Here is a 12,988-nt window from a genome sequence, read left to right as displayed (position 1 = left end):
TTGCGACAAAACGAAGAACTGTAAAAAATAACGGCCTGACTCCGAAGGAACTTCGGAATCAGGCCGCATAAAACGTCTAATTAAAATTTCTGAGATTTTTGTTTTTCATCGGTGCACTTGACAGGGACCCTATCAGATTGTCTGAACTGATTTTTTAGGTTAAACAAAAACATTTTGAATCTGATTTAAATCACTCACAACCATATCCGCACCAGCATCGTCATGAAACTGATCCACATCAAAATAAATTGTGTGAATGTTGGCATTTTTACCAGCATTAACGTCTAAAGCCCGATCGCCGATCATAACCGTTTTATCAAGATCCAATTGATAAGTCTTGATGATATGCTCTAGGGCACTAGGGTCTGGTTTACGGGGAAAATCATCACTGGCCGTCACGGCACCCGTAAAGACATCCTTTAAACCATGTTGGGCTAAATAATCAAAAACATGTTTATCCCGATGAGTGTACAGGAAATTCTGTTTTCCCGATGCCTGCACCTGCTTTAAAACAGCAACAGTGCCTGGGTAGGGCAATGGATCTTGTTGATTCACCCGCTCAATTTCGTGATACCTGGCTAAAATCGCCGATCCAGATAACCCGTAAACTTTACCAACATATTCCGTGGCAAAGCCCACAGATTGTTTTTTGATCAGCCGATAGAGTTCATCTTTTTTAAAAGTTAAGTTATATTCTGAAAATGTTTGCAGTAAAGATTTTAAAATATCATGATACGTATCAAATAAAGTACCATCAAAATCCCAAATAAAATTATCTAATTCCATAAATGCTCCTAACAAAAAACTGACTTATTTGTGGTCTGTATCAAACACAATTGTAACAGGGCCATCATTCACCAAGGACACTTGCATATCTGCCCCAAAAACGCCTTCTGCAACCTCTAGCCCAGCTCGACGCAGTGCTGTATTAAAGGCATGATAAATTGGCTCAGAGATTTCCGGCTTGGCCGCATGAGTGTAACTAGGCCGATTGCCCTTTTTGGTATCCGCATAAAGTGTAAACTGCGAAATAGACAATATCTGCCCATTTACCTGACTGATAGGCAAATTCATCTTACCTTCAGCATCTGTAAATACCCGTAAATTTACAATCTTGTGAACTAAATAATCAATCTCTGCCTGGGTATCGTTGGCTTGAATACCCACCAATAGCACAAATCCTTGGGGAATTGCACCAACCACTTGCTTGTCAATTTCAACTTGTGCTTGTGAGACGCGTTGTAATACAATGCGCATAAAATCCTCCTAAATTAACCTTGAGCCCGCTTAACCTCGTAAATATCTGGGATATTCTTCACACTGTCAATCAACCGCTCCAAATGGGCAGCATTATTGACCCCCACGGTCACATGAATATCGGCCATTTTATTGTGATCCACCCGACCGTTGATATTGTTCAAATTCTTCGTTTGGGCATTCAAGGTTTGTAATACTTCATTCAATAAACCGTTGCGGTTATAACCATAAATTTCTAAATTTGTATCGTAAGCTTGCGCAGGACTTTCATTACTCCAAGTGACATCAATCAAACGCCCAGGAATTGACTTGGCATTTTGAATGTTTGGACAATCACTGCGATGAATGGTCACCCCCCGACCCTTCGTGACATAACCGACGATCTTATCACCAGGGACAGGATTACAACATTTTGCTAAATGAACCAATAAATTATCAACACCTTGGATAATAATATCATCATCATTATTATTGGTATTTTTATTGGTATTTTTGTTAGTACTGGTATTAGGGTGATTTTCAGTGGTCCCTGTTTTGGCCGGCGTCGTGCCATGTTGTGCTTGTTCAAAAATTTCTTTTTCTCGGTCTTTTTGCGCTTGCTCTTCTTTTTCTTTGCGCGTCTTTTCAGTTAGACGATTAGCAACAATTAGTGGCGAAATTTCACCATAGCCAATAGCCGAGAGCAATTCATTTTCACTGCCAAAATTAAATCGATCTAAAACTTGGCTCATTGCTTCTCGAGACATGTAGTTCTTAGGGACAAATCCCTTGTCATTAAGGGATTTTTCAAGCATTTCCCGACCCTTTTCAGCGTTAACTTCCTTATCTGCTAACTTAAAATAACGCCGAATTTTATTGCGGGCCCGACTGGTATGCACTAAAGAAATCCAATCTCGACTTGGGGATGCATTCGATGCCGTGAGCATCTCCACAATATCGCCATTTTTCAGTTGATAGTTCAGTGGCACAATCTTGCTGTTCACCTTGGCGCCAACAGTATGATTCCCAACTTCCGTGTGGACCATATAAGCGAAATCTAAAGGAATAGACCCCTTGGGTAATTCATAAACATCCCCATCTGGGGTAAACACATAAACCCGATCAGAGAAAATATCCCCTTTGACACTTTCCATAAAGTCAGCGGCATCATTAGAGTCATTTTGAATTTCCAGAATTTCTCTAAAAATATCTAATTTCTGACCAGAAGCATCTAGATTCACTTCATCTTTAATGCCTTCTTTATAAGCCCAGTGGGCCGCAACCCCATATTCAGCCACATGATGCATCTGCTCCGTTCGGATCTGAACTTCTAGGGGCTTGCCTTGTGGGCCGATCACAGTCGTATGCAAAGACTGATAGCCATTCGCTTTAGGCATGGCAATATAGTCTTTAAAACGACCCGGCATTGGTTTCCACTTGGTATGAATAGCGCCCAAAACTGCATAACAATCTTTGATCGAGTCCACGATCACCCGAATAGCAAGTAAATCATACAATTCATCAAATTGCTTATGCTGATCTCGCATTTTTTTATAAATTGAATAGATATGTTTTGGACGACCATAGATCTCATATTTCATATTCAAATCAGCAATGGCTTTTTTGATATCGCCAATAGCCAACTGAATGTATTGTTCCCGCTCCGTGCGTTTAGAGGCCATCAGATGAACAATTCGATAATATTGCTGTGGATTTAAATAACGTAAGGAAATATCTTCCAATTCCCATTTAATGCGGCTAATCCCTAACCGGTCTGCTAAAGGTGCATAAATCTCCAAAGTTTCATTGGCAATTCGACGCTGCTTGTCAGGTCGTAAGTGTTGTAACGTCCGCATATTATGCAAACGATCTGCCAATTTAACCATGATAACGCGTAAATCTTTTGCCATGGCTAATAACATTTTGCGGTGATTCTCAGCTAATTGTTCTTGGTGCGACTTATATTTGATTTTGCCAAGTTTCGTCACGCCATCCACAATTACTGCCACATCATGGCCAAATAATTCTTCAACATCGCCTAAGGTAATATTTGTATCTTCAACAACATCGTGTAAATACCCTGAGGCAACCGTTTCTGGATCCATTTTCAAATCTGCCAAAATCCCAGCAACTTGGATTGGATGAATGATATATGGTTCACCAGATTGCCGTTTTTGATCTTGATGTACATATGCCGCAAAGTCATAAGCTTTTTTGACAAATTGCAAATGTGTTTCATTCATATATTGACTACATAATGCCATGACATCTTCTTGGGTTAGTTCTTTGTCTTCGGCCATAGCGCTTCACTCCCTAAAAATACCTGCAAATCTGTCTGTTAAACCCTTCGCAGACACCCGATTAATTGAATCTATTATCACTTAAATATAACAAAAAATCAATTTCCTGATATACCCCACATTAATAGCTATAATGCTTAAATTACAGCCAATTATAAAAGTCAGTCGTCTTACTTGGTTATTTTGACCTGTTTTGGCCAAACCAAGCTACAAGTTAAATAGCTTAAGCATAAATATAAACCTGCTAAGTAGTAAACATAAGGATTATACCGAATCAACGCAAATCCTAAAAAAATAACTGGAAAAATAAATAACGACCACCGAGAAAAATGATGTTTGGCAATATGATAACCATTCCAAATAGCATAGATTGAATCAATCACTAAGAAAAGCCATAAAACTCGGTTAGCAGCTGATATATGCAGTACCGCACTAATTAAAGGCAAAATAACCGCGAGGAGGATTGCCAGTAACGTATATAAAACCCAATGATTTTGAACTAATTTTCTTAATTTACGCATTATTTAATCCATTCATTCCTAATATTTTTGATTAATAAAAGCCACACCATACTTTTATACAGCCAAATTTCATTATAATTCTAAAGCGTAAGAAATTGCACTCAAAAAATATAGCGGTGCCGTTTCCGTTCGTAAAATACGTGGCCCTAAGCCAGCAGCCTGATAGCCATTTTCTGTCAATAAAGCAACTTCGGATGGCTCAATTCCGCCTTCGGGACCAAACACACAAGCAATACTTGTTTTAAGCTGGCTAGTTTCAACGGCCCTTTTGAGTTGGGTGTGCTCCCCGGTTTTTGCTACTTCTTCATAAGCAAATAATTTAGTCGCAAATGATTGCATAACCACTTTTTTTAAATCAGGTACAAATTGAATAGCTGGATAAAAATTTCGGTGACTCTGTTCGCCGGCTTCTAGAGCAATTTGCTGCAACCGTTGCAACTTTTTTTCAGCTTTCTTATCATCCCAGCGCGTGACAGAACGCTTGGCTGCAAAAAAGATTATCTGACAGACACCTAACTCAGTCGCTTTTTGAACAATCCACTCTGCTTTCTCTCGTTTTGGTAGACCACAAATAATGACTGGAGTCACCGGTAATTCAGTTTGGCGCTTCAAGGTCTGTAAAATAGTGACAGAAATTGTTGTCGATTCAGGGGCAATATGGCGAAGTTCACCAAGAAAAGCTTGGCCATCTGCGACAAGTTCAAATTTAGCACCAGGCAACATGCGCATTACTTTAGTCACATGATGAACAATACGTTTTTCTTGAATCGGCACCGTTGCACCTACTTTTAAAGCGGCTGTTGTAAAATATTGTTGCATTAATCTGCTTCCTTACGGGTCACAATAAGTGCCACCCATTCTTGTTGTTGTAACTTGGTCACAACTTTAAATCCGAATTGATCTAAAGCGTGAATAACTTGATTAGCTTTGTCTTCAATAATACCAGATAAAATAACTTGTCCTTTAGGATTTAAATGTGCCGCTAAATCAGGAATCAGCAATAAAATAATTTCCGCTAGAATATTGGCTAAGATTAAGTCAGCCTTACCGGTAACTTGCTGCATCAAATCACTTTTGAAAACTTGAATATTATTAACGCTGGGATTCAAATCGATATTGTCTTGGGCAGCTTTGACGGCCACGTCGTCTAAGTCACAGGCTTCAATGACTTTGGCCCCCAGCTTGCTGGCCGCAATACTCAAAATACCTGAGCCTGTGCCAATGTCAAAAACTGACATATTACCACGACTAACTTGCTCCAGGGCAGTTAATGCCAAAATCGTTGTCGGATGCGTACCAGTTCCAAAAGACATCCCAGGATCAAGGGTGATTTGAATTTCCCCAGGGTCTTCAGGTTGATAATCGACCCAGTTCGGCACGACTGTCAAAAAGCGCGTCACCCGATAGGGTTGATAGTATTTCTTCCAATTATTAGCCCAGTCAGCTTCATCCAAATCAGATACAAAAATCTGGCCTTGGCCTTCATCTAAGCCATAAGAAGGTAATAAATCTAATTTATTTTGAATTTGTTTAAGCAATACCGGCATATTTTTTGTATCTGGAAAATAAGCAGAGATAACTGCCCCCTGCTTCAAATGCGGAATCTGCGCCGGATCTTCAATTTCACCAAAGGGGCCGATTTGTTGCTTTGAAACATGGGCAAAATCAGCGGAATCTTCAATTTCCACACCGTTAGCACCGATTGAATTCAAAATTTCCGCAACAGCTTCGATACTTTCAGTGGTTGTGGTTATTGCGACTTTGTGCCATTTCATTCGTTAAAATCTCCTTAATATTTGGGATAGGGTAACAGGCTGTTATTAGCTTCAGGTTGTGCCGCAAGATAACGTTCAAAACGGGGCTGATTCCACTTTAAAACAAAAATCTCTTCTGTATTATCCTTGTCTAAAAAGTCCATTAAATCACTTTCACCATCATTTAGGACATCTTGTAAATTTGCTAAAAAAGCATTCAAAATTGCCTTAGAAATTCCCTTTTTACCATCAAAAGGTAAAATGGTCAAATAATCATCAGCATAATCTTGGCCATTGATGCGCGTTTGATCATAAAATAAAACACCATCGTCATAATTCACCACATCCGTATCCTTTAACGGCTCAGTCGTACCATCTGTTTCCCATTCAAGGGCAGTATGCTGGGCATTTTCCACTTGGATCGTAAAATTTAATTCAAAGACATGTGCTTCTTTATCCCAATTGAGTTCAATATTGCCATCAAAGTCAAGTTTTTGAATACCTTGGAATAAATAATCGTCAAAAGTTTGTGCTTTCATCTGTTTGCCAACCTCTCGTTTTAAAATCCATCATTTTTTTTGGTAATTTAGAGACATAGGGATTGTGGGCTACGTAAAAGCGTAAAGCTTTTTCAGTCCATTCCCCCTTATTTGGAACACCAATCCTTGACGCGGCCAAAACTGTCTTGGGGACAGCACGGTGATCCACCTCAATATCTAAAGGAACCTCACCGAACCTTTTACCATTATAACTTAATGTGTGTAAGGCCATGGCTTGGCATAACTTACCTGGCCCATTGGTCACATTAATACCCTTTTGACCATGGCGATTTTCAATCATCTGAGTTAAATTAATCACTGGTTCAATGCCACGAATCAAAACACCTTCAGGGGTGTCTTTAGCCGCTGTAATCACATTTAACAGATATAGCCCCCGCATTTGATAAATATAAATAGCACCACTGGGTGCAAACAATGCTTCATTGCGTACAGTCCGTTTCCCCCTAAAAGCGTGAGAAGCTGCGTCGATCTGTCCAAGATAAGCTTCTGTTTCAACGATATAGCCGGCATATTGTTGCCCTAGGTGATCATATGTCAACAGTGTCCCCAAAAGCGCCTTGGCCACCGTAATTGTATCCTTGGCCTTAAAAAAATCCATGTCCATTATGCTATCTCCAGTATCATTGTGTTGCATCTATGCCTTTACATTTTAAATAAGTATTTGGGGGATGTCTAGCATCCGGTGAAAACTGTCATGAAAACAACATAAAAAAACCATTAAATCATCTAATAACGCCGCGGATTTGGTTGGCGCGAATCATTTTAACATTACAGTAAAAGTTGCACTAAAAAAACTGACTGCACAAAAGCCACAGTCAGTTAACAAACATATTCAAAATTTATTGCTGCTTTTCCTCGTTGTTTGAAGTCTCTGGTTTTTCAAAATTGGCATCTGAAGCAACACCCCAAAAAGTAAGATTCATTTCCAACTTATTCAAGACAAGGTATTCAATTCCCAATGTTTTAAAGTCCTCACGCAACACTTTAGCTAAAATCGGCAAATCCACTTTAGGTCCCACCAATAATTGCGCATATAAATACTTGATAAAAGTCGTGATGACCGTATTGTTTAGCTTATTATCCGAATCAAACCATAAAGTTGACGCAATCATTTGCGAACTGTCGGCATCAATGTTCATTTTTTTAAAGTGTATCCCATTTTGATCGCGATGGTGATAGATATTTGCAAAAAAATCGTTAATAGTATTTTGATTGAAATTTTTTTTGTAGATCATCAAGTGCCAAATCCGCATAATCTCACCTAGCTTTTTTATTTATTGGCACTTTTATTCTAACATAGATTAGACACAGGCACGTAGTTCATGAACACCCCAAACCGCAGAAGCCAGCAATGTTTTAGCTCTCAAGCGGCGAACAGCCTGTTTTTCAACGACAGTGGTACAAACAGAATTTGTAGTGGCATCAATGGCATTTGTACAGGCTTGCAAGGTTTGTTGATATTTTTCTAACGCCTGTAAAATATTATCGTGTAGGTTAGTGAAACGATTAGGTACTGGTACGTCGACTAATTGTTGGCAAAGTTTTTTATAACGCTGTTGGTTTTTAGCAAAATAAGCTTTTAAGTCTTTCAAATTTTCTTTAGCTAAACAATTACGATTGCTGATATTTAGAATAGTTTCAGAATATTCATTAAAAACATCATCCAATGTAATTAGTTTCGACATTTGCTGTTTTAAAAATTCTAAGTACATTCTAGTATATTGAAAATCACTCGTATTCATGACAACACACATAATTGTTCATCTCCTTATTTTCCAGTTACATCAACGTTTACAACATGTTTATGAATAAATCATATCATAGTAAAACTTATAGTCAACATAATTTTTTAATTATAATAAATCACACCCGTTATTTTTTAATCCCAAATATAATCAAAAGGATTGACGCCAATTTAATCCTATGCTATCATGCACTTAGAAAAGGAGGTGATGTCTTTTGACAAGTGCGATATTGTCGAAGGCATTAGCTCCCGATGGTGCTGAAAAGTAACCATCGGTGACTGATGCCAAAACAAACAAGCTACCTAAATATTTTAGGTAGCTTTTTATTTTGCGTTATTAAATTATAAATGCAAGTAGCTCATTTGAAGTGACCCAATTAATGATGCTTGGGTTGTCGCGTGTAATCTTTTTTCAATCGATCAAAAGCGGCTTGAACGCTTTTTAAATGATCGCTATCATGTCGAACTGAATTCATCAGACTAGAAAAGTCATGATCTTTGGTAACGTTTAGTAAATCGTTTTCGTTTTTTGTATTTCTTTTTTTTGAAAAAAGCATTGAACACACCTCTTTATGGCATTTATTATACCTTTATTTTTTTATAATTCCAAAATTTGTTATATTATAGTCATGGAGGTTGAACATGAGTAAGAAAAAATCACATTTGAACAAAACGTTAGTCGAAAAAATTCTGGATAAAGCTAAGATCGCTTATAAGCCTTATGCGTTTTCAACACATCAAGAAGGCGATGTTCAGCAGTTAAATAGTGATCATGCTGGCATAGCTGAACATAAAATTTATAAAACCTTGGTGTTTACCGGGCATACCACGGGCCCTGTAGTGGCAGTTATCCCCTTGGATACGCAAGTTGACTGGAAAAAGCTAAGCAAAGTTTCTGGTAACAAAAAAGTGGGTTTAGTGCCCTTAAAAGACTTGATGAAAACATCTGGGTATGAGCATGGTGCCAACACGCCAATTGGTATTCATGAAACGCATAACTATCCAATTTTTGTCTCTGATATGGCTGAAACGGAAGCAGAAATCATCGTTTCAGCAGGGAAAATTGGCCGATCTGTCGGTGTGAACCCCAGTGATTTGGTAAATTTTCTTAGTTCAAAGTTTGCTGATATCACGGAATGAAAATTTGGCTCAATTTAAATATACGATGGGAGTGTTGATTATGTTTCAAGCTGGTTATGGCCGCTATGCCACTTATGGCGTTATTGCTGTATTGCCTGGTGAAATCATTGATAGCATCTGGCATATTATCGATCGCAACTTGCAAGGCGTTGTACCACTGCAAAATATGCTTAATTTCAATTTAGGTGAAAAAGAAGGCAAACTAACCATTACTTTCACCGAAGCTGATAACGCTGCAATTAAAATCACTTTTGATTTGCCGTATTCTTGGAATGAAGAATTTCCAAAGGAAGTCTTGGCCTATGACGATGGTCGGAGTCAAACCATTTTATTGCCATCAGAAGCGAGTTAACTACATTCAAAAAAGCGGGCACTGAAAAACAACTTTTCAGCGTCCGCTTTTTTTGCTATACTATAAAGCGTTGTGGAGAGTTGGCAGAGTGGTAATGCACCGGACTCGAAATCCGGCGAACCGGCTAATACCGGCGCGCAGGTTCAAATCCTGTACTCTCCTTAAATGAACATCATGGTCAATCATGCCTGGTCAAAAACCTAGTGTGATTGGTTTTTTTATTTTTTGAATATGCATGATTGGTCATGTCTGGACATTTCATGGGAGCCTATTGGGAGCCAAAACTAAAATAACAGACATTTGAGACTACGATTTTTAGGCATTTGGCTCTATTTGAAATATGGCCATATTTGACAATTAGATATTTTTTGAGTTTTTAGAATTAACTGCAAAAAAATAAGCCCCTACCCAAAGGCAGAGGTTTATTTCATTTTTAAACCTAGCTGTTGATGTGATGTAGCGAAATCAACAGTTTAGTAAGTTGTTTGTCCCAAAGGAAACGCATTATGCTAATTTACCAACGATCGTTAATTTACTTAATACGTTTTTTTTGTGTGGTGACTTCATAATTTGCTCAGATAAATCTTGGCCAGGATGATTGCCGTGGTGATTATTACTAGCCCAGGCTTTAAACCCGGTTAAATCGTAAACAACACCATCAATTGCAACATACTTCTTACGGCCATCTTGGCCATCATATTGTGCCAATTCAGTTTTTGTAAAAGTCTTATCCATTATAAAAACCCCCTCTACGATTGATGATACACTTTTTTGAAATAAAATAAAGCGGTTACAAAATCAACTAGTGAACTAGCCCAGCTCAGCGTTAATGAAATGCCTTACGATAGCCGGCATTGATTGCTTCTTGTTCACTGGCAAAATAGATAATATTCTTTGGGTGAATGTAATAATTTCTTTGGTCTGGTGTGTGATAAATCCGCGAAGCTTTATTTCCCACAATACTGCCAGTTTGGTTAGGTTGTTCCGGCTGTACCGTTGGGTTGTTTGCCAGCGCAACTGCATCCCCATTGCCATACACAATGTAAGTCGCCACAACGCCGCCACCATTGTTATTGGTCACTTCCATATAGTGATTCCCCCAATAACCATTAATCCAACCATTGCTAGCAATACGCCAATAATTAGCCGGATTAGACACATCCCCATAAGTAGCTACTGTATTTAGAATAGCTTCTGTGCCTGAATTGACTGGGACCTTAGCTTGATTGCCTTGAATCCATAAGTCACCACCAGCATAGTAATAATAGCCGTCGCTACGATGCGTATAGCCAAAGATCTGCCATTGCGAATCTTTCGGCAATACTTTTTGGAAGACCTTGTTTTGATCATTGCCTGAGAATAAATTGGCACCCCAAGTTCCATTGATGGTAGCCGTCCCAACATAATGTTGAAATGTATCCACCGGTCTAAATGCTGCGGCTTGAACCTGCTGATTACCCACAAATAATCCTGTTAACCCCACAATTAGGGCACCAAACACGGTAACTAAAACTTTTTTCACTTTCATCTTCTTTCCTCCAATCTTTTATAAATCTTATTATCTCAGAAAAATAATACTTCAGCAATCATTTAATTCACAATCATCGGCAATTTTGCTCTTGAATTTGTGTGTTTTTGGGTTTTAAATTGCTATTGAATGCGTTAATACAAGAGAAAATAAAAAAATCTCAATCTGACGTATGATTTCCGGCCGTTACTTGATATAATAATGGCTGTAAAATATTTGTAATATTGGTTACCCTTCTGTTAATGTAAAGATAGCCTACCAAATTAATTTGTTAAAACAATGATTGGAGTACTGTTATGCATCTATCTATCCGTAAATTTCCAGCCCTGTTTGATATTTTATTTTTGATCATCACTTTATTTGAGATTTTAGCCATCATTGTGATGTGCCTAACTTCGCAAATGCTTGACATAAGTGACTTTTTCATTATATATAGCAACATTGCGGATAAGATTTTTTGGATTTTTATTTTGGGGATTGGCTTACATATTTTTTCGTATCTCAAATCCTTAGATAATAACTGGCTACTTTTTGGCAACCTTTTTGGTATCTTCGGCTTTTTAATTTTTTGGATCCTACCCCAATACTTTTTTGTAGGAGTCATTCTACATTGGGTGGCCATCCATAATTTAATTGCCCATGCCAAACTCAAAGCCCAACCACAAATGCAGTCTAAAACCTCTTAAAGGAGCCACCAAGATGTCCATTGCCGATATCATCACGCGATTTAATAGTTTTAACAGCGGCCAACAAGCGGTCTTTTATCTTATCATTGGGGCAATTATTCTAATGATTCTGGAACCGTTTATGGCTTATTTCATCGTCACCTTGAAAAAACGCGAATTAGATAAACAATTAGCCGCCAAAAAGGCCAACTTAAAAGTCCAAAATCAACCAACCTCAAAAAAGCAAAATAATAGCCAAGGCCCAGCATAACAGGGAACCTTGGCTATTTTATTTATCCAGAATTTGCTGGTCTGATTTGTGCCATAAAAAATTCATAATAGCTTGACTAACTTGCAAATTATGCCGGTGTAACGCACTATGCTGCGCATTGGGGCCAGTCACTAAAACAGTTTGGTAACTTTTGGCATAAGGTTTGATCAGATAACGCAATGATCGCGCCGAAACAACACTGACTACCCCGTCAGAATTGGTCCCATCGTTTAGATCCCCATAAATATTTAAAACCGGTACGCGCGTCGGAAAGCGCGGCCCATTTAGCCGCATCTCGCGAAACAGTTTGGTTTGATAGCGGGGCTTTGCTTGGGAATTCAAAAAGTAATTTCGCCTAACTTGATCGCCAAAGCCCAAGATACCATCAAAAGGACCGGCAATGGTCACTAATTTTGCCATAATAGGTACCGCGCCCACATCTTGTTCCTGTTGGGCATATAAAACCCAAGCAACGGCGCCCATGGAATGCCCCACCGCATTATATTGAACCACGTGATAATCGCGTTTTAACGCACGCATCACTTTGGCTAACCATAAGGCATAAGCCATTTCCCCCGCCGTATTATCTTGAAAAACAACCCCGATCAAAGGATTATGGTGCTGTGTATCTAAATGACCTTGAAATGATAGCTTGCCTTTAGGGCTCACGGTGACAGTAAGCTCATGTTGGCCTAAGCCCATCTTTTCGATATCAGTCATCATATCCCGCTCTGATTTGAAAGAACCGTGATAGCCGTGGACAAAAACCGTGGGTGTTGCTGTGAAATTATAAGCCTGATCTAAACGCTGTGTTTGATCGATCCGTTGGGCAAAAAAGCCCAAAATCAAGCCTAATCCTAGCATTGTTGGCCACAAGCACCAATAAACTTTCTTGATTACCATCACCCCGGTTTCTA

General features: G+C 38.7%; 16 protein-coding genes and 1 tRNA gene. 5 read left to right on the top strand and 12 right to left on the bottom strand.

Going from position 1 to position 12,988, the window contains the following annotated elements:
- Positions 1-159: 159 nt before the first annotated feature.
- The 9 genes from FC83_RS00375 to FC83_RS00330 all read right to left on the bottom strand — a co-directional run bounded on the left by FC83_RS00375 (position 160) and on the right by FC83_RS00330 (position 8,125).
- Positions 160-786, bottom strand: a complete 627-nt coding sequence (locus FC83_RS00375; RefSeq protein ID WP_035455259.1) for an HAD-IA family hydrolase — start codon at positions 784-786, stop codon at positions 160-162.
- A gap of 24 nt (positions 787-810) precedes the next feature.
- Positions 811-1,257, bottom strand: a complete 447-nt coding sequence (gene dtd / locus FC83_RS00370; protein ID WP_035455261.1) for a D-aminoacyl-tRNA deacylase — start codon at positions 1,255-1,257, stop codon at positions 811-813.
- Positions 1,258-1,271: 14 nt separating this feature from the next.
- A complete protein-coding gene (locus tag FC83_RS00365; RefSeq protein ID WP_057002243.1) occupies positions 1,272-3,536 on the bottom strand; it encodes a RelA/SpoT family protein in 2,265 nt (754 codons plus the stop codon).
- A 593-nt stretch (positions 3,537-4,129) separates the two neighbouring features.
- Entirely contained in the window at positions 4,130-4,876 is a 747-nt protein-coding gene (locus FC83_RS00355) for an RsmE family RNA methyltransferase (protein WP_035455263.1), read from the bottom strand.
- Positions 4,876-5,832, bottom strand: coding sequence for a 50S ribosomal protein L11 methyltransferase (gene prmA / locus FC83_RS00350; RefSeq protein ID WP_035455265.1), 957 nt, complete (start codon positions 5,830-5,832; stop codon positions 4,876-4,878). Before prmA ends, FC83_RS00355 begins: the two co-directional genes overlap by 1 nt.
- Positions 5,833-5,846: 14 nt before the next feature.
- Positions 5,847-6,350: a DUF3013 family protein gene (locus tag FC83_RS00345; RefSeq protein WP_057002242.1), complete on the bottom strand. Its 504-nt coding sequence runs from the start codon at positions 6,348-6,350 to the stop codon at positions 5,847-5,849.
- On the bottom strand, positions 6,331-6,975 hold the full coding sequence (locus FC83_RS00340; protein ID WP_035455267.1) for a DNA-3-methyladenine glycosylase: 645 nt from the start codon (positions 6,973-6,975) through the stop codon (positions 6,331-6,333). Before FC83_RS00340 ends, FC83_RS00345 begins: the two co-directional genes overlap by 20 nt.
- A 235-nt stretch (positions 6,976-7,210) precedes the next feature.
- Positions 7,211-7,606 (bottom strand): hypothetical protein, encoded by a 396-nt coding sequence (locus FC83_RS00335; protein WP_152537782.1) that lies wholly within the window; start codon positions 7,604-7,606, stop codon positions 7,211-7,213.
- Positions 7,607-7,672: 66 nt separating this feature from the next.
- Complete coding sequence (locus tag FC83_RS00330) at positions 7,673-8,125, bottom strand: hypothetical protein (protein WP_035455271.1); 453 nt, start codon at positions 8,123-8,125, stop codon at positions 7,673-7,675.
- Positions 8,126-8,757: 632 nt separating this feature from the next.
- Between FC83_RS00330 and FC83_RS00320 the strand changes: the two genes are divergently transcribed.
- The 3 genes from FC83_RS00320 to FC83_RS00310 all read left to right on the top strand — a co-directional run bounded on the left by FC83_RS00320 (position 8,758) and on the right by FC83_RS00310 (position 9,769).
- Positions 8,758-9,255 carry an aminoacyl-tRNA deacylase gene (locus FC83_RS00320; RefSeq protein ID WP_035455275.1) on the top strand — a complete coding sequence of 166 codons (498 nt, stop codon included), beginning with the start codon at positions 8,758-8,760 and terminating at the stop codon, positions 9,253-9,255.
- A gap of 40 nt (positions 9,256-9,295) precedes the next feature.
- On the top strand, positions 9,296-9,607 hold the full coding sequence (locus FC83_RS00315) for a DUF960 domain-containing protein (RefSeq protein WP_035455277.1): 312 nt from the start codon (positions 9,296-9,298) through the stop codon (positions 9,605-9,607).
- 74 nt (positions 9,608-9,681) lie between these two features.
- Positions 9,682-9,769 (top strand) — tRNA-Ser (locus FC83_RS00310).
- Between the two features lie 342 nt (positions 9,770-10,111).
- Here FC83_RS00310 and FC83_RS00305 read toward each other — a convergent pair.
- Both FC83_RS00305 and FC83_RS00300 read right to left on the bottom strand, forming a co-directional pair.
- Positions 10,112-10,342 carry a cytochrome b5 domain-containing protein gene (locus FC83_RS00305; RefSeq protein WP_035455279.1) on the bottom strand — a complete coding sequence of 77 codons (231 nt, stop codon included), beginning with the start codon at positions 10,340-10,342 and terminating at the stop codon, positions 10,112-10,114.
- Between the two features lie 91 nt (positions 10,343-10,433).
- A complete protein-coding gene (locus FC83_RS00300) occupies positions 10,434-11,135 on the bottom strand; it encodes a sunset domain-containing protein (protein ID WP_035455281.1) in 702 nt (233 codons plus the stop codon).
- A 296-nt stretch (positions 11,136-11,431) separates the two neighbouring features.
- Between FC83_RS00300 and FC83_RS00295 the strand changes: the two genes are divergently transcribed.
- A complete protein-coding gene (locus FC83_RS00295) occupies positions 11,432-11,821 on the top strand; it encodes a hypothetical protein (protein WP_035455283.1) in 390 nt (129 codons plus the stop codon).
- A 13-nt stretch (positions 11,822-11,834) separates the two neighbouring features.
- Positions 11,835-12,071 (top strand): hypothetical protein, encoded by a 237-nt coding sequence (locus FC83_RS00290; RefSeq protein ID WP_035455285.1) that lies wholly within the window; start codon positions 11,835-11,837, stop codon positions 12,069-12,071.
- An 18-nt stretch (positions 12,072-12,089) separates the two neighbouring features.
- Here the strand turns inward: FC83_RS00290 and FC83_RS00285 are convergent, their stop codons facing one another.
- Entirely contained in the window at positions 12,090-12,947 is an 858-nt protein-coding gene (locus FC83_RS00285; RefSeq protein ID WP_161633817.1) for an alpha/beta hydrolase, read from the bottom strand.
- Positions 12,948-12,988 lie beyond the last annotated feature (41 nt).

The organism is Agrilactobacillus composti DSM 18527 = JCM 14202 (genome assembly GCF_001436375.1).
Taxonomy (GTDB): domain Bacteria; phylum Bacillota; class Bacilli; order Lactobacillales; family Lactobacillaceae; genus Agrilactobacillus; species Agrilactobacillus composti.
This window is presented reverse-complemented; position numbering and strand designations above follow the sequence as displayed.